The organism is Sphingopyxis sp. H115 (genome assembly GCF_001468465.1).
GTDB lineage: Bacteria > Pseudomonadota > Alphaproteobacteria > Sphingomonadales > Sphingomonadaceae > Sphingopyxis.
The window spans coordinates 220,958-237,868 of sequence record NZ_LNSA01000003.1; the positions used below are offsets into that span (position 1 = coordinate 220,958).

The 16,911-nt window shown below is 66.6% G+C and carries 15 protein-coding genes, 1 tRNA gene, 1 pseudogene and 2 riboswitches; of the genes and pseudogenes, 4 read left to right on the forward strand and 13 right to left on the reverse strand.

Annotation, left to right across the window (positions count from 1 at the left end):
- The first annotated feature begins 12 nt into the window (after positions 1-12).
- A complete protein-coding gene (locus ATE71_RS04025) occupies positions 13-2,733 on the forward strand; it encodes a protein kinase domain-containing protein (protein ID WP_058802146.1) in 2,721 nt (906 codons plus the stop codon).
- 132 nt (positions 2,734-2,865) lie between these two features.
- On the opposite strand, the gene ATE71_RS04030 is transcribed toward ATE71_RS04025, so the two are convergent.
- Positions 2,866-2,941 (reverse strand) — tRNA-Trp (locus tag ATE71_RS04030).
- 92 nt (positions 2,942-3,033) lie between these two features.
- Here ATE71_RS04030 and ATE71_RS04035 point away from each other — a divergent pair.
- The 3 genes from ATE71_RS04035 to ATE71_RS04045 are packed head-to-tail and all read left to right on the forward strand — an operon-like array spanning position 3,034 to position 5,515.
- Entirely contained in the window at positions 3,034-3,978 is a 945-nt protein-coding gene (locus tag ATE71_RS04035) for a DMT family transporter (protein WP_063132289.1), read from the forward strand.
- Positions 3,978-4,604: a glutathione S-transferase family protein gene (locus ATE71_RS04040; RefSeq protein WP_058802147.1), complete on the forward strand. Its 627-nt coding sequence runs from the start codon at positions 3,978-3,980 to the stop codon at positions 4,602-4,604. Before ATE71_RS04035 ends, ATE71_RS04040 begins: the two co-directional genes overlap by 1 nt.
- A gap of 41 nt (positions 4,605-4,645) precedes the next feature.
- On the forward strand, positions 4,646-5,515 hold the full coding sequence (locus tag ATE71_RS04045) for a Rossmann-like and DUF2520 domain-containing protein (RefSeq protein ID WP_058802148.1): 870 nt from the start codon (positions 4,646-4,648) through the stop codon (positions 5,513-5,515).
- 18 nt (positions 5,516-5,533) lie between these two features.
- Here ATE71_RS04045 and ATE71_RS04050 read toward each other — a convergent pair whose 3' ends face one another.
- From ATE71_RS04050 to ATE71_RS04105, 12 genes and pseudogenes are all read right to left on the reverse strand, one after another.
- On the reverse strand, positions 5,534-7,093 hold the full coding sequence (locus tag ATE71_RS04050; protein WP_058802149.1) for a fatty acid--CoA ligase: 1,560 nt from the start codon (positions 7,091-7,093) through the stop codon (positions 5,534-5,536).
- 101 nt (positions 7,094-7,194) lie between these two features.
- Positions 7,195-7,812: a DUF938 domain-containing protein gene (locus ATE71_RS04055; RefSeq protein ID WP_058802150.1), complete on the reverse strand. Its 618-nt coding sequence runs from the start codon at positions 7,810-7,812 to the stop codon at positions 7,195-7,197.
- Between the two features lie 14 nt (positions 7,813-7,826).
- Positions 7,827-8,273: an ABA4-like family protein gene (locus ATE71_RS04060; RefSeq protein WP_058802151.1), complete on the reverse strand. Its 447-nt coding sequence runs from the start codon at positions 8,271-8,273 to the stop codon at positions 7,827-7,829.
- Between the two features lie 18 nt (positions 8,274-8,291).
- Positions 8,292-8,639 (reverse strand): hypothetical protein, encoded by a 348-nt coding sequence (locus ATE71_RS04065; protein WP_058802152.1) that lies wholly within the window; start codon positions 8,637-8,639, stop codon positions 8,292-8,294.
- The gene (gene gcvPB / locus ATE71_RS04070) at positions 8,639-10,147 is read right to left on the reverse strand and encodes an aminomethyl-transferring glycine dehydrogenase subunit GcvPB (protein WP_082665076.1); all 1,509 of its coding nucleotides are present in this window, start codon (positions 10,145-10,147) and stop codon (positions 8,639-8,641) included. The genes ATE71_RS04065 and gcvPB overlap by 1 nt, the downstream gene beginning before the upstream one ends.
- A 32-nt stretch (positions 10,148-10,179) precedes the next feature.
- Positions 10,180-11,538, reverse strand: coding sequence for an aminomethyl-transferring glycine dehydrogenase subunit GcvPA (gene gcvPA / locus ATE71_RS04075; RefSeq protein WP_058802154.1), 1,359 nt, complete (start codon positions 11,536-11,538; stop codon positions 10,180-10,182).
- A 3-nt stretch (positions 11,539-11,541) separates the two neighbouring features.
- Complete coding sequence (locus ATE71_RS04080; RefSeq protein WP_058802155.1) at positions 11,542-12,357, reverse strand: glycosyltransferase; 816 nt, start codon at positions 12,355-12,357, stop codon at positions 11,542-11,544.
- A gap of 53 nt (positions 12,358-12,410) precedes the next feature.
- Positions 12,411-12,782 carry a glycine cleavage system protein GcvH gene (gcvH, locus tag ATE71_RS04085; protein ID WP_058802156.1) on the reverse strand — a complete coding sequence of 124 codons (372 nt, stop codon included), beginning with the start codon at positions 12,780-12,782 and terminating at the stop codon, positions 12,411-12,413.
- A gap of 3 nt (positions 12,783-12,785) precedes the next feature.
- Positions 12,786-13,910, reverse strand: coding sequence for a glycine cleavage system aminomethyltransferase GcvT (gene gcvT / locus ATE71_RS04090; RefSeq protein WP_082665069.1), 1,125 nt, complete (start codon positions 13,908-13,910; stop codon positions 12,786-12,788).
- 54 nt (positions 13,911-13,964) lie between these two features.
- Positions 13,965-14,071, reverse strand: a riboswitch (glycine riboswitch).
- Positions 14,072-14,162: riboswitch (glycine riboswitch) on the reverse strand.
- A gap of 58 nt (positions 14,163-14,220) precedes the next feature.
- Positions 14,221-14,868, reverse strand: coding sequence for an NAD-dependent epimerase/dehydratase family protein (locus ATE71_RS04095; RefSeq protein WP_058802184.1), 648 nt, complete (start codon positions 14,866-14,868; stop codon positions 14,221-14,223).
- A complete protein-coding gene (locus tag ATE71_RS04100; RefSeq protein ID WP_058802157.1) occupies positions 14,861-16,033 on the reverse strand; it encodes a deoxyguanosinetriphosphate triphosphohydrolase in 1,173 nt (390 codons plus the stop codon). Before ATE71_RS04100 ends, ATE71_RS04095 begins: the two co-directional genes overlap by 8 nt.
- Positions 16,030-16,911 (reverse strand): annotated as a pseudogene (locus ATE71_RS04105) (SPOR domain-containing protein); the annotation flags it as partial. The pseudogene ATE71_RS04105 and the gene ATE71_RS04100, both read right to left, overlap by 4 nt.

Consider the following 16,911-nt stretch of genomic DNA (forward strand, 5'->3'; position numbering starts at 1 on the left):
GCTGTGATTTCTATGTCGGGAACCCATTCGTCGCGGCGTCGCCGGCGCCTGTGGCATTTCGCGAATGCCGATTTCGACGAAGCGAGCTGGACGCTCCGCGTCGATGGACGTGCCGTGGCGCTCGAGGGCAAGCCGCTCGAGGTCATGCACGAATTGCTGCTCCGCGCCGGCGAGGTGGTGACGAAGGACGAAATTCTCGATGCCGTCTGGCCGGGGGTCACGGTGGTCGAAGGCTCGCTCGCGACCGCCATTTCAAAATTGCGCAAGGCGCTGGGCGGCGAGGCTGATGCGATCATCGCGACCGTGCCGAGGGTGGGTTACCGCCTCGTTGCCCCCGTCACCGTCGACAGCATCGACACCCCGCTCGCGCCGCGCTTCGCCTTTGCGCCCGGCGACCCGGTGCCGGGGCGCAAATCATGGCTGCTCGATCGGCCGTTGGGCGACACCGGCAGCGAGGACGTCTGGCGCGCGCGGCAAGCGAAAACCGGCGAGGCCCGCGTCTTCAAATTCGCCGACGCGCCCGATCGCCTCCGCAGCCTGAAGCGCGAGGCGGCGCTGTCGCGGCTGTTGTCCGCCGGGCTGGGCAAAAGAGCACCGATCCCGGCGCTCCACGAATGGAATTTCGATACCGCCCCCTTCTTCCTCGAATATGCCTGGGGCGGCGACGACCTGCTCGCGTGGGCCGATACCGCGGGCGGCTTGTCCGCGATCGCGCCCAATGAGCGGTTGGCGGTCGCGGCAATGATCGCCCGAGCGCTCGCGGCGATCCACGGCATGGGGGTGCTGCACAAGGACCTGAAACCAGCAAACATCCTGATCGACCGCGTCGACGGCGAGCCGATGATCCGGCTGGTCGATTTCGGCAGCGGGCGGCTGTTCGACGACACGATATTGGCGGCCTATCACATCACCGATCCCGGCTCGCTCGACACTGATCTCGGCAAGGACGAACCGCGATCGGGAACGCTCGCCTATCGCGCTCCCGAACTCACCGGCGAAGCCGTGCCGACCGCGAAGAGCGATATCTATGCGCTCGGGCTCATCCTCTATCAGCTTGTCATCGGCGATTTCGGCGCCGCGCTCGCGCCGGGATGGGAGGCGCGCGTCGCCGACCCCCTGCTCCGCGACGACATCGCCCGCGCCGCGGCGGGCATGCCCGGCGACCGGCTTGCGAGCGCCGAAGACCTGGCCGACCGGCTGGGCCGCCTGCCGCAGCGCCGCGCCGAAGCCCAGGCGAACGCCGAACGATCGGCGCGGATCGCGGAGCAACAGCGGGTCGAGGAGCGGCGGGCGGCCCGTCGCCCCTGGGTGCGTGCCGCCTTCGCGAGCCTGACGGCCGGCTTGCTCACCACATCGGCGCTCGCGGCCTATGCCTGGCATCAGCGCAACGACGCGGTCGCGGCGCGCGAACTGGCCGAAACCGGCTATGCCTTCATTGCAGAGGACGTGCTGGGTAGCCCGGATCCCGCCAAGTCGAGCGCCGACGAGACGGTGATCGACGCGATCAAGCGCGCCAGCCAGCAAATCGACCAGCGCTTTGCCGGCGCGCCGCATGTCGCCGCGCGACTCCATCTCGCGGTCGCGCGCGCCTTTCACCAGCGATCCGATTTCGACACCGCGCGCGCCGGATTTGCGCGCGCCGACGTCTTGTTTGGCAAGGCGGGCGAAGCCGCGAGCGACGATGCCGTCGTCGGGCGGCTCGGGCGCATCCATATGGAATCGACGTCGGGTCAGCCCGAGCGGCTCGAGGTTGCGGGCAAACTGCTCGCGGAAGAACGCGCGCGGTTGGGCGCGCGCGGCGACGCCGGGCGCGTCGGCTTCGCGCTGGCGTCGGCCGAGGGCGCTTATGGCTATATGGCCGACATCGAAGCGGCCGAACGCGCTTTCGAACGCGCCGTGAAGATCGGCGAAACTCCGGGAAGCGGAGTTCCCGCAGGACAATTGCTCAAGGCACGCTCTTCGCTGGCACTCACGCTGATGCGCCTTGGCCGCGCCGAAGAGGCCGAGCCGATCGCGCGCGCGATCGTGCGCGATTCGACACGAATCCGGGGCGCCGACCATCCCGACACCCTCGTCACGCGGCAGCATTGGCTGAACAGCCTGTCGATGACGGGCCGGCACGCCGAAGCGCTAAAGTCCAGCATCCCGCTGCTCGCGGCGATGCAAAAACGGTTCGGCCCCGACCACCGCTTCACGCTGGGACTTCATTCGACGCGGTTCGAAAGCTTCGCCGCGCTTGGGCAATATGATGCCGCGGCACGCGAGGCCGAGCGCGTCTGGCAGGGCGCATCGGCCCTCGCAGGCCCCCGGTCGCATCAGGCGCTGGTCGGTCAGATCGACTATGCGTCGGCGCTGTGCCAGACGGCGCGCCGGCCGCAGGCAATGGGAATCGTGCAGGACGCCCTGGCAACCACCCGCTCCGCCTTTGGCCCCGACTATCCGCTAACGCATGTCGCGCGCTATTTCGCGGCAGAATGCCTGATCGCCAATCGCCGCTTCGCCGACGCGCGCGCCCAGCTCGATGGTCTCGATCGCGAAAAAATGGCGCAGTTGCTCGGCAATCCCGACATCGGCGCGGCGATCGACCTCGCGCTTGCTGAGGCCGCGTTCGGCAGCGGCGACAAGACCGAAGCGCGGCGCCTGCTCACGGCCGTCGCACCCGCGATCGCCAGGACGAAGGATGCCGCCGCGAAAGCACGCGCCAAAAAATTGCAGACCGATATCTTAACTTGAGATCGTCGGACGAAGACGTTCCCGGAAAGCAGCGCGCTTGTCGTCGATGCAATGGCTGGCGGCGCCGATTGTCGGAGCCCCTTCGCCTTCTCGAGTCGCGTTGGCGACATTGGTCCCTCTGGGACCCCAGCCTGGCAGGGGCAGCAGGACTCGAACCCGCGACCCTCGGTTTTGGAGACCGATGCTCTACCAACTGAGCTATACCCCTAGGCCGGAGTGCGCCACTAGCCGGATTGAAGGGACGGGGCAAGGGGGATCACGGCTTGCGCGAAGCTGCGGCGCTGATATGCGCGTTGTCGCATGAGCGCCGTGTCGTCCCCCGCCCCGTCCACTGCCGCCGCGCAGAATTATCTGGGCGGCATCGGACTGCGGTTGCTCGCGATGGTCAGCCTGTCGCTGATGTTCGTACTGGTCAAATATATCGATGCTGCGGGCATTCATATCGTCGAGAGCCTGTTCTGGCGGCAGGCGCTGGTCCTGCCCTTCCTGCTCGCCTGGGTGATGACCACCAGCGGCCTGTCGTCGCTGAAGACCAAGCGGATCGGGGCGCACGCGCGGCGCATGCTGATGGGGCTCGGCGGAATGGCGTGCAATTTCGGCGGCATGATCCTGCTGCCGATGGCCGAGGCGACGACGATCAGCCTGTCGGTGCCGATCTTTGCGGTCATCTTTGCCGCGATCCTGCTCGGCGAGGCGACGGGATGGCAGCGGTGGGGCGCGGTGATCGTCGGCTTCGTCGGTGTGCTTGTCGTGCTCGACCCGCTCGCGAGTTTCGCAAGCGGCTTCGGAGGTACGCACGGCGCCGGCACATTGGTCGCCCTCACCGGGGCGATCATGACCGCGCTGATCACGATTGCGGTGCGCGACCTTGGCCGCACCGAAAACGCCGCGACGATCGTCTTCTGGTTCAGCCTGCTCTCGATGATCCCGCTCGGGATCGCCCTGCCTTTTGTTTTTACGTCGCATAGTCAGCATGAGTGGTTGCTGCTGATCGGCCTCGGCTTCCTCGGCGCTGTCGTCCAGATGTCGCTCACCGGCGCGCTGCGCCTCGCCCCCGTATCGGTCGTGATCCCGATGGATTATTCCAGTCTGCTGTGGTCGATCGCGGCGGGCTGGTGGTTTTTCGGCACGCTCCCCGCCGATACGACGTGGGTCGGCGCGCCGCTGATCATCGCGTCGGGCCTATTCATTGCCTGGCGCGAGCATCGCCGCCATATCGAACGTCCAAAGGAGGTTGCCGCGTGATGCAAAACGAATCGGGCCCAATTCTCTACCACTGCCCCGATGCCCGCTCGCTGCGTTGCCTGTGGGCGGTCGAGGAAGCGGGAATCGACGTCGATTTGCGTATGCTCAAATTCCCGCCGCGCGCGTTCGAACCCGATTATCGTGCCGTGAACCCGTTGATGACCATTCCCGGCTGGGTCGAGAATGGCCAGTTGATGACCGAATCCGCCGCGATCTGCGAACGCATTGCCGAAGGAACGCCGCTCGAAGTCCGCCGCGACGAAGCCGATTATTGGGCGTGGCGCAACTGGCTCCACCGCAGCGACGCAACGCTGACCTTCCCGCTCGCGATCATGATCCGCTATACGCGCGTTGAGCCCGAGGAGCGGCGGCTGCGCCAGGCGGTCGACGACTATAAGGCCTTCTTCGGCGGCCGTGCAAAGAGCATTGAGGCTGCGCTGGCCGACGGGCGCGAATGGCTCGTCGCTGGGCGTTTCACCATCGCCGATATCGTGATCGGCTATGCGGCCTTCCTCGCGACGACGCTCGGTGCCGATGATGTGCTGGGCGAAACGACGAAAGCGTGGCTCGGCCGCTGCATGGCACGCGACGGCTTCAAAAGGGCGCGCGAGCGGCAGAAGGTCTGAGCCGTCGTTGGCGGCCTCCGCCCGACTGCGCTAAAGGCGACATGATGGACACACCCCGTTTCCAGCAATTCGGTATCGTCGGATCGGGCCGGGTCGCGCGGGCGCTCGCGCTTGGATTCGCGCCGCATTCATTCGCCCGACCGCTGTTGTGGGGGCGATCTTCCGAACATGTCCGCACCGCCGTGGCGGGCATCGGCGGCGCTGCGGCGCACGACCTCGGCCAGATTCTCGCCAGATGCGATGCCGTCGCCATCGCGGTGTCCGACGACGCCCTTGCGGATGTCGTCGCCGATATGGCGGCGCGTGGCCCGGCGGACCACGCCCCCTTCGTCTTTCATGTGAGCGGGCGGAGCGGCGTGGCCGTGCTCAAGCCGCTCCGCGCCGCGGGTGCACTGACCGCCGCCGTTCACCCCGCGATGACCTTCACCGGCAATCCGGCTGGCGAGGTCGAGCGCATGGCGGGGGCGCGGTTCGCGATCACCGGATCGACACCCGACGCGGCGGCGCGGGCGTGTAAAGCGGTATCGCTGCTCGGCGGCGTCGCAGTCGAGATCGCCGAGGAACGGCGCGCGCTCTATCACGCCGCGGTCTGCCACGCGTCCAATCATCTGGTCACATTGATCGCCGGGGCGTCGGACGCGCTGACGGAGGCTGGGGTCGACGATCCCGCGGCGCTGCTGGCGCCGCTCGTCCGCGCAGCGCTGGAAAACAGCCTTTCGAGCGGCTTTGCCGGCTTGTCGGGTCCGCTGCTGCGCGGCGACCACCACACGATCGGCGACCATCTCGATGCGCTGGTCGCATTCAGCCCCGGCCTACTCCCCGCCTATCGCGCGATGGCGCGGGCGACGCTGGACCAACTTGAGCGTCGGGGTCACGGCGTCTCCGCCGAAATGGACCGCAAACTTCGTTAGCGGAACGCCGTCGATGGTTCAGTTCACCATCCGCTCATAGCCTTCCCAATAGGGTGCACGCAGGTCTTTGCGCAGGATCTTGCCACTGGCATTGCGCGGCAGCGCTTCGATCACGTCGATGCTGCGCGGGCATTTGAAGGGGGCGATCCGCTCGCGCGCCCAGGCGATGATGTCGGCTTCCTCGACATTCGTGCCGGGCTTGGCGACGACGACAGCCTTCACCGTCTCGCCCCATTTCTGGTCGGGAATGCCGATCACCGCAACTTCCTGCACCGCGGGGTGGCCGAAGATCGCGCTTTCGACTTCGGCCGGATAGACATTTTCGCCGCCGGTGATGATCATGTCCTTCATCCGGTCGTGGATGAAGAGATAGCCGTCGGCGTCGAGATAGCCCGCGTCGCCGGTGCGAATCCAGCCATCGTCGGTCATCGTCTTCGCGGTGGCGTCGGGCAGGTTCCAGTAACCGAGCATATTGTTCGACGAGCGCGTCACCACCTCGCCCACCTCGCCCGTCGGGACCGGCTGGCCATCGGGGCCGAGGATGACGATTTCCACCCCCGGCAGCGCCTTGCCCGCCGAGCGCATCCGCGCATTACCCGCCGGGTCGTGATCCTCGGGCGGCAGCATCGAGATGGTGCCGGTGGTTTCGGTCATCCCATAGGCCTGGATGAAATCGGCGCCGAAGACCTGGATGCACTGGCGCAGTAGTTCGAGCGGAATCGGCGCCGCGCCATAGAGAATATATTTGAGCCGGCTGTAATCGACGCTGGCGCAGCGCGGGTGCATCAACAGCATCTGGAGCGCCGCTGGGACCATGAAGAAGCGCGTGACGCCATGCTGTTCGACCGCATCGAACACGCCGTCGGGATTGAATTCGGCGAGTACCACGCCAGGAAGCCCCGCCGCGAGCGCCATGATGCCGAGCCCGGTGCCGCCGATATGCGCGCACGGCATCGCGACGAGGACCGCCTCGTCATCCTCCCATTTGGTATAGGGCATGTCGAGCGTGCTCGAATGTTTGCGCAGCGCGAACAGGTTGCGGTTCGACAGCACGGCGCCCTTGGGATTTCCCGTCGTGCCCGAGGTGTAAAGCTGGAGCACCGCGTCGTTCTTCGCCGATGGTTCGAACGGCGTGCGGTCGGCGCGCTCGATCATCGCCCACGCATCAGCGGCGCCGACGATAGCGGGCGCATTCTGGAGCTTGCCCGCAAGCTGTTCGGCAACACCCTCGAACCCCGGGCCAGCAAAGACGATCTTCGCTTGCGTGTCATTGACGATGAACGCCCACTCCGCTGGCGACAGGCGCCAGCCGATCGGCGCCATCACGATCCCGGCGCGCGCCGCGCCATAGAATAGCGTGAAATAGAGGTCGCTATTCTTGCCGATCCACGCGATCCGGTCACCCTTTTTGAGCCCCGACGCGATCAGCGCCGATGCCGCCCGCGCGGTAAGATCGTCGAGCTCGGCATAGCTGTAGACGCGATCCTCTTCGCGCAGCGCCACGCGCTCGGGGCGTTCGCCGGCCCAATGGGCCAGGAATTCGTCGAATGTGAAAAGCTCCGAAACATCGCGGGCCATCGCCTCTCTCTCCTCGAATCGCGTCGTTCGCGCGCAATTGGAGGAAGGCTAGCGCCTCTACCCGCGAGGTAAAGCGCCGATCGTCGATCCTGTCAGGTCCGTCAGGTGCGGCGGTACAGCAGCATCAAATTGTTCGCGGGCATTGCGCGGCGCTCGGTAAAGCCGAATCCGGCGTCCGTCGCCGCGGCCTGGACCACCCCGGTGTCGCGCAGCCCCCAAGCCGGATCGCGCGCGCGCAGACTGGCGTCGAAGGCAAGATTGCTCTCAGCAGTCGGGGTATCGGATTCGATATAGGGACCATAGAGGATCAGCGGCGCCCCCGCCGCGAGCAGCCGGGACGCGCCTGCGAACAGGCCGAGCGTCGCGGACCACGGGCTGATATGCACCATGTTGATGCAAAGGATCGCATCGGCACGATCGACGGGCCACCGTTCAGACGACGCATCGAGCGCGAGCGGCGGCGCGATATTGGCAAGACCGGCTTCGGCGCGATACAACGCGATCGAGGTCAGGCCCGCCGGATCGGGATCGCTCGGCTGCCAGTCCAGATGCGGGAAAGTGGCGGCGAAATAGACCACATGCTCGCCCGACCCGCTCGCTACCTCCAGCACCGTTCCGGTCGCGGGCAGCCAGTCGGCCAGCACGCCCGTAATGGCGTCGCGATTGCGCAGCGTAGCCGGGGCGTGGCGCTTGTCGGCCCCGCCGCCGTCGCCCGGCATCCAGGGCTGCGGCGTCACTTTTTCGCCATCGCCCGCGCGCGCCGCTCGCGGACGATCAGCCACGCGAGCAGGCCCACGGGGCCGACCATCAGCGTCAGGAAGAGGAAAGGAAACTGGACAATACGGCTGAAGCCCTTCTGGTCGGCGTCGCGCGCGATCCACATGCCGGTGAACAGGTCGAAAGCCAAATAATGCACCCATCCGAGCGTCGCTCCCCCAGGGCTGTCGAACAGTTTCATCACGCCTTTCAGCGTCGTGAAGTCGCCGCCGCCCGGCCCGCCGGGATCGATACCGCCCGATAGGAAGCCGACGACCAGCACCGTATAGGTCAGGCAGAGCAGGAACACCCCGGCATAAAGGATCGCTGCGAGAATTCGCGGGCTGCGTGGGAGGAAGGCAAGCGCGATCCATCCCGCAAAGGCCCAGTAGTTGGCGAACAGAAAGATACTGTCCCAGCTCATCAGATGCTCCCCGCCCTGTCAGATCAATCCGCCGAGCCCGAAAAGGACGACGCCCGCAAGCAACGCAATGGCGCCGGTGACGGTGATGAGCAAGGTCATTCGCGCCGCCGACGCACGGCGCGATGCCAGAAAAGCGGCTAGGAGACCGAGGCCGATCGCGAACAGCGGGGCATAGAGGAACACCCAGTCATAGCTGAACTCGCGCCGGACCGCGATCATGCCCCATTGCTCGACGACGAGGCCATAAGCCGTGATCGCGATCAGCCAGCCGAGGATCGCAACGATCGCGAACAGCGCGCCGGCCGCGACACACCCGGCGCCGGAGCGCGGTTCGGGGCGGTCGGGGCCGGGCGCGGGTTCGGCCATCAATCCTCCCAGGCGAGGACGGGCTTGCGTGCGGCCAGCGTCTCGTCGAGACGTGCGCGCGGCGCGAAATGCGGCGCGGTCTTGAGCGCGGGGTCGCCGTTCTTCGCACGCAGCGCGATGCTGCGCAGCGCACCGATGAACTGGTCGAGGACCGCCTTGCTCTCGGTCTCGGTCGGCTCGACGAGCATCGCGCCATGGACGACGAGCGGGAAATAGACCGTCATCGGATGATAGCCCTCGTCGATCAGCCCCTTGGCGATGTCGAGCGTCGAGAAGCCTTCGGCGAGACCCTTGTCGCTGAACAACGCCTCGTGCATGCACGGGCCCGACGCCGCGAAGGGCGCGTCGAGCACATCGGTCAGGCTGCGCAGCACATAATTGGCGTTGAGCACCGCATCCTCGGCGACCTGCTTCAGCCCGTCCGCGCCGTGGCTGAGGATATAGGCCAGCGCGCGCGTGAACATGCCCATCTGGCCGTGAAAGGCGGTCATCCGGCCAAAGGTTTCGGGATGATCCTCGCCCGCGCTTTCCTCTTCGATCAGGCGGAAAGCCTGTCCCCGCTTCGTCACGAAGGGCAGCGGCGCAAAGGGCGCCAGCGCTTCGGACAAGACCACCGGACCCGAACCGGGGCCGCCGCCGCCGTGCGGCGTCGAAAAGGTCTTGTGGAGATTGATGTGCATCGCGTCGACGCCCAGGTCGCCGGGCCGCACGCGGCCAACGATCGCATTGAAATTCGCGCCATCGCAATAGACATAACCGCCGGCGGCATGCACGGCATCCGAAATCGCCTTCATGTCGCGCTCGAACAGCCCGCAGGTGTTGGGGTTGGTGATCATCACGCCGGCAACGTCGGGGCCAAGGCGCGCCTTCAGCGCTTCCAGATTGACGCGGCCCTCGTCGGTCGCCGGGATGTCCTCGACGGTAAAGCCGGCGAAGGCCGCGGTTGCGGGGTTGGTACCATGCGCGCTCTCGGGGACGAGGATGACGCGGCGATCCTCGCCGCGCGCTTCGAGCGCCGCCTTGATGCAGAGGATCCCGCAAAGCTCGCCATGCGCGCCGGCCTTGGGCGACATGGCGACGCTGTGCATTCCGGTGAGCGTCACCAGCCATTCGGCCAGCTCGTGGATCACCGCATAGGCGCCCTGCACCGTCTCCTGCGGCTGCAACGGATGCACGTCGGCAAAGCCGGGCATCCGCGCGACCTTTTCGTTGAGGCGCGGATTATGCTTCATCGTGCAGCTGCCGAGCGGGAACAGGCCGAGGTCGATGGCGTAATTCTGGCGCGACAGGCGCGTATAGTGGCGCACCGTTTCGGCTTCGCTGAGCCCCGGGAGGCCGATCGGCGCAGTACGCGCAAGACTGCCGAGGTCGGCGGCGGGCGCTGCTTCATCGAAGTCGACGCCGGTGGTCCCGGTTCCGCCGATTTCGAAGATCAGCGGCTCCTCGAGCATCAGCGCACGATTGCCGGTGAAGGTGACATTGTCGTCGGCACCGCCGGCAACATTCATTTCGGGGCGCCAGCCGGCGCGATTGAGCGCGGTCATGCCAGCACCTCCTTCAGGGCTGCGGCGAAGGCGGCGATGTCCGGCTTCGTCACGGTTTCGGTCACGGCAACGACAAGGCCGTTCGCAAGGCCTGCATTGTCGGGGTAGAGGCGGCCGAGCGACACACCGCCAAGGATGTCCTTTTCGGCCAGCTTGTGGACCACAGGGCGCGCCGCGGTCGGCAACAGCAACGTGAATTCGTTGAAGAAGCTGTCGTTCAGCACCGAAACGCCGGGGATCTTCGCAAGTTCGGCGGCCGCGGCCTTCGCACGGCCATGGTTGATCGCGGCAAGCTGGCGCAACCCCGCCTCGCCGAGCAAGGTCATATGAATGCTGAAGGCCAGCGCGCAAAGCCCGGAGTTCGTGCAAATATTGCTCGTCGCCTTCTCGCGGCGAATATGCTGTTCGCGCGTCGACAGCGTCAGCACGAAGCCGCGCTTGCCATTGGCGTCGACGGTTTCGCCACAGAGGCGCCCGGGCATCTGGCGGACATATTTGGTCTTGCATGCAAAGAGGCCGACATAAGGCCCGCCGAATTGCAGGCCGACGCCGAGCGATTGCCCCTCGCCCACCACGATGTCGGCGCCCATTTCGCCGGGCGACTTGATCAGACCCAGCGCTACGGGTTCGGTGACGACCGCAATGAGCAACGCGCCCGCCGCCTGACAGGCTTCGGCGAGCGTCGTCATGTCGTCGATACGGCCGAGGATGTCGGGATATTGGACGACGACGCAGCTCGTTTCCTTGTCGATGCTGGCCGCCAGCGCCGCCCAGTCGGTGCCAGCTTCGAGCACCGGGTCGCCGTCGACCAGCACATCGCCGGTATATTTGGCCATCGTGCGCGCGACGCTGCGATAATGCGGGTGGAGGCCGGTCGACAGCAGCGCCTTGGCGCGCTTGGTGACGCGCCGCGCCATGACGATCGCTTCCCAGCAGGCGGTCGAGCCGTCGTACATAGACGCATTTGCGACGTCGGTGCCGAGCAGGCGCGCGACCTGCGACTGGAATTCGAACAGCATCTGCAGCGTGCCCTGGGCGATTTCGGGCTGGTACGGTGTATAGGCGGTCAGAAATTCGCCGCGCTGGATCAGATGATCGACACTTGCGGGCACATGGTGGCGATACGCCCCCGCGCCGAGGAAGAACGGCCCCTCGCCTGCCGCGCGATTCCCGCGCGAGAGGGCTGCCATATGGCGCTCGACCGCAAGCTCGCTCGCCTGCATCGGAAGGCCTGCGATCGGACCGTCAAGACGCGCGGCGGCCGGAACGTCGACGAACAGCTCGTCGATCGAAGACGCACCGATGGTCGCGAGCATCGCCGCGCGGTCATCGGTCGTAAGGGGGAGATAACGCATGAACTACTCCGGAGAAGATTCGGGTTTTGCGGAAAAAAGCTGGGCGGTGTCGGCGAGTGCGCCCGCAAAGACCGCGGGACCGGCGTGCGTCGTGCGCACCCAAGGGGCGAGCCAGATGCGAAATCCCGCGTCGCGCACGCGCTGGCAAAAGGCATAATCGTCGGACAAGAGCGCCTGCGTTTCGGGATCGATCAGCGGACAGAAAAAGGCGGGTTCGAGATCGCCGATGCCATGCGCTTGGCGCTCGGCGGGATCGGGACGGTAGACAAGGTCGGGCATCGCCGCGCGCATGCCTTCGAGCACCTCGCGCCGGATCAGCATCATTGCAGTGCCGAGCCGCGACAGTTCGACCAGGTCGGTCATCTTGAAACTCTGGTCCGGATGCAGGAAGTGCAGCGCGAAATCGCCCGCGAAACGGGCGAGCTCGGCCGGATCATCCTTTGCCAGCCCCAGTTCGACCGCGCGCGCGACGTTGCGCCAGTTGATCATCCGCCGCGGATAGGCGCCGCCCAGAACGCCGCACTGCGGATGCGCGTCCATGGCGCGGATCAGCGAGAAGACATCATCCGCCGAAAAATCGATGTCGGCGTCGATGAACAGCAGGTGCGTGCAGTCGCTCGCGAGGAACATCGCGGTCAGCGTGTTACGCGCGCGCGTGATCGACGGCTGGTACAGGATGAATTCGAACCGCACCGTCATGCCCATCGCCTGTGCACGCAGCGCAAGGCCGAGCGCGGCGCGGACATAGGTGCCCTGCGCCCCCTCATAGATGGGCGTAGCCACCATCAGGCGGCAGTTGGCGAGTGCGGCGTCGGTCATCTTGTCCCTCCCCCGCCCCGCTCGGAGCGGAGCGATCGGTTGCGGGTCCCGGCCTACAGGGCGTCGCAGAAGGCCTTGTACGCGGCAGCGTCCATCAGGCCGTCGAGCTGGCTCTTGTCGCCGAGCGTCATGCGGAAGAACCAACCTTCGCCTTCGGGATCCGAGTTGACGAGCGCGGGGTCCTCTTCGAGCTGGCCATTGCCCTCGGTCACGGTGCCGTCGACGGGCGCATACACGTCGCTCGCGGCCTTCACCGATTCGACCACCGCCGCGTCTCCGCCCTGCGTCAGCTCGGCGCCGGTGTCGGGAACTTCGACGAACACGATGTCGCCTAGCTGGCCCTGCGCGAAGTCGGTGATGCCCACCGTCGCAACGTCGCCGTCGACGTCGATCCACTCATGCTCTTCGGTAAAATAACGCGGCATCGGTCAACCTCCTGTTTTACGAACATATCGATGCGGGACGAACGGCATGGCCGTGACGGTGCAATGAACAAGCTTGCCGCGCACTTCGGCCGCGATCGCGGTGCCTGGAACGGCGTGGTCGCGCGGCACATAGCCCATGGCGATCGGCGCGCCGACGCTGGGGGCAAAGCCGCCCGACGTCACCACGCCGATTTCGTCTTCGCCGTCAAACAGCTTGGCGCCCTCGCGCACCGGCAGCTTGCCGTCGATGGTGAGCCCGACTCGCTTGCGTGGTGGCCCCTCTTCGAGATGGCCCAGGATCCGCGCGGCGCCGGGGAAATTTTCTTCCTCTCGGCGGCGCTTGCTGACGGCGAAGCCGAGGTCGGCTTCGGCGGGGTCGATCGCCGGGGTGAGATCGTGGCCGTAGAGCGGTAAGCCGGCTTCGAGGCGGAGCGAGTCGCGCGCGCCGAGGCCGATGGGCTTCACTTCTTCCATCGCGCAGAGCGCATCGGCAAAGGCTTCGAGCGCCTCGTTCGGCAACGAAATTTCGAACCCGTCCTCGCCGGTATAGCCCGAACGGCTGAGCGCGATCACATGGCCGTTCCACGACACACGCGCCGCCTGCATGAACACCAGACTTGCCGCCTCGGGCACCAGCCGCGTGAGCGCATTGACCGCTTTCGGCCCCTGCAGCGCGAGCAGGCCATAATCCTCATTATGATTGAGCGTGATGTCGTCGGGCAGGTTTTCGCGAAGATGGCCGATATCTTCCCACTTCACCGCGCCGTTGACGACGATGCCATATTGGTCACCCTCGTTGGTGATCATCAGGTCGTCGAGGATGCCGCCGTCCTCGTCCAGCAGCAGCGAATAGCGCATGCGGCCCGGTTTCAGCGCCGAGATATCGCCCGGAACGAGTGTTTCGAGCGCTTCGGCCACCTTGTCGCCCGAGAGCGACAGCTGGCCCATATGGCTGACATCGAACAGACCGGCACTTTCGCGCGTCCACAGATGTTCGGCCATGATGCCTTCATATTGGATCGGCATCCAGTAACCGGCGAACTCGACCATGCGGCCGCCCTTGGCACGGTGCCAGGCGTCGAGCGGCAGGGTGGCCGTTTCGATCGGAACTTCGTCATCTTCGCGCATATGCACACTCCCGTCGTTGACACGGCAAGGCGCGGCCCGGTGCCGCGCTGTCGCCATGCCCCCTCTGTCACGGGAACCTGAGAGTTTTCCTCCATATGTCATGGAGTTACCCCTTCGGTGGTTCCAGCCCAAAAGCCGGAACGCTTTCCAGAGTGTCCGTTCCAGCCCGCGCGGTCCGCTTGACCTGAGAGTTTCCGGGGCGGTTGCTCCTTCGGTGGCGGGGTTGCCCCCGCGCTCTCCCGCGCGGCCGGTCGAATCTCTTGCGAGGCCCGACAGACGCTGCGAGCCTTGGCGTTGCCCCCCGATGGAGTCAATCGGCGAGCGCGCGGATCGCGTCGTTTTCGTGGATATGCACGCCCAAACCACCCTGCGCCGCAAGCCGGACGATCGCTGCGGCGACGCTATCGCCCGAAATCGAACGGTAGCGGCGGAAGCGGCCATGCAGCAAAGCATCGGTGAACGGAGCGGCGATCGTCGCGAGCCCCTCGCCTAGCCGCTGCGGCCCGGGACGGTCACCGCGCAGCAGGCCGGGGCGGATCAGGTCGAGCCGGTCGAAGCCGAGCGCAATCAGGTCGTCCTCGGTCTCGCCCTTGGTGCGCAGATAGAAATTGCCGCTCTTCGCCGCCGCGCCGACCGAGCTCACCGCGATCATATGCTCAGTGCCGCCCGCCCGCGCGCCCCGCGCGGCCGCAAGGACAAGGTCGTGATCGACCGCGCGAAAGGCGGCCTGCGACCCCGCCTGGCGGATCGTGGTGCCAAGGCAGGAAATCAGGACGGTCGGCTTTTCGGCGGCGATGATGTCGCCCCAGCGTTCGGACGGCACGACCAGCGCCTTGTGATGCGGTGCGAGCCCTTCGACCTCGCGGCGTGCGAGAACGGTGACGGGCGCCGATCCGAAATGGGCGATCACCGCGCGGCCAACCATCCCGGTCGCGCCGACGATCAGCGCGTCAGGCATGCGCCAGCGCTGCGGGCACCGCATCGCGGCCGAAGATTTCGGCATAGCGGTCGATGGCGAAGCGGTCGGTCATGCCCGCGATATAATCGCCGATATGCCGGCTTGTCGCGCCTATTTCGCCCGGCAGGCGCGCGGGCCAGTCGCCGCCCATCAGCCGCGGATCGGCGGCATAGGCGGCGAAGAGGTCGCCGACGACCTTGTTCGCCGCCTCGGCGGCGGCAAGCTGTTCGGGATGGTGATAGAGATTGGCATACATGAAGCGCTTGAGCTCGCGTTCCTCGGCCGCCAACCCGGCCGAAAAGCCGCCGAGCGTCCGTCCCGCGGCGCGAACCTCCTCGACGCTCGCGACGCCTGCGTCGGCGACATGTGCGGTCGTCGCGGCGATCACGTCGTTGACCATCACGCCGATCTGGTCGCGGACGAGCTCGCGCAGCAGCCGGTCGCGCGGCGCGCCGGGAAAGCGGCCTTCGACGGCACGGAAATTGGCGGCGACGAACGGTTGCTCCATCAACTGGTTGAGGTCGAGCAGCCCGGCGCGGAGGCCATCGTCGATGTCGTGATTGTCGTAGGCGATATCGTCGGCGATCGCCGCGACCTGCGCTTCAAGGCTGGCGTGACTGGCAAGGTCGAGCGCAAAATCGCCGTCGATCTCGGCGAGCGCCCACCCGGGGTTCGTCACCGGACCATTATGCTTGGCGAGCCCCTCCAACGTCTCCCACGTCAGGTTGAGACCGTCGAAGCGCGGATAAGGGCATTCAAGCCGCGCGAGCGTACGCAGCGTGTGGCCATTATGGTCGAAGCCGCCATGCGCCGTCATCGCGGCTTTCAGCGCATCCTCCCCTGCATGACCGAAGGGCGGATGGCCGATGTCGTGCGCGAGGCAGAGTGCTTCGGTCAGATCCTCGTTGAGCCCGAGAGCGCGCGCGATGCCGCGGCCGATCTGTGCGACCTCGATGCTATGCGTCAACCGGACGCGATAATGATCGCCGTCGGGGGCGACGAACACCTGCGTCTTGTGGCGAAGACGGCGAAAGGCGATCGAATGGATGATGCGGTCGCGGTCGCGCTGGAAATCGTCGCGCGGCCCGCGCACGACGCGGCCGAGTTCGGCATGAAGGCGCCCCCGGCTCTTTTCCGGTCTGCTGGCGCAGGCCGCGACACTCACTTCAGCGGTTCGACGATCTCGCCGACCTCGCTATCGAAGAGGAAGCCGTCGCCTTCGGCTTTCTTATAGTCACCGAGCCAATCCTGCGCCGCCTTGCGATTTGGGAACGGCCCGACAAGCAGACGCCGCGTCTGGCCCCATTCGGCGGTCGCGCCCGACTTGCCCTTGAACAGCACCGCGTTGCGTTTGGCGAAGCGATTATAGTCGAACGCGAGCGCCTTAAGGTTGGCGCCGGTCGCGATTTGCACCCAGCTACGCGCCGGATTGGCCTTTTTCTTGGCCGCCTCTTCCTTTGCCTTGGCGTCGGCTTCGGCCTTCGCCTTGGCCGCCGCGGCGTCCTTTTCGCGCTTCGCCGCCTCGGCGGCTTCGGCCTTGCGCTTGTCGTCGAGCAGCTTCGCGAGCGTCTCGGCGCCGACGGCATTGTCCGATTGCGCAAGCTCCTCGGCCGGAATTTCGATCGATCCCACGATGTCCGCGAGCGACGCGAGCGGCGCTGAAGCCGCAGATGCGGCTGCCGGCACCGCCGACGCTGGCGCGGCTTCCGCAGAGGACGACGCAGCCGATGTCGAGCGCCCCATGTCGGCGATCGAGAAGCCGGGGCCGATCGGTCCCTTGTCGGCGTCGATCGCCGCACCGATCGGCGCGGGCGTTCCGCCTGCCGGCGGCGTCGCCGCAGCGGCAGAGGATGCCGCTGGCAGAGTCGCAGCCGGTCCGGCGGGCGGTTTCGACGGCGCGGCCGCAGAAAGAACGGCTGGCGCCGGGCGCGACGGCGCGGCGGCACCATTTGCCGGCGCCGTCATCACCGGCGGCCTCGCGTCCCCATCGGGCCTAGACGTCACGTCGGCGGGAACCGCCGGCGTCGGTGCAGGTGTCGGCGC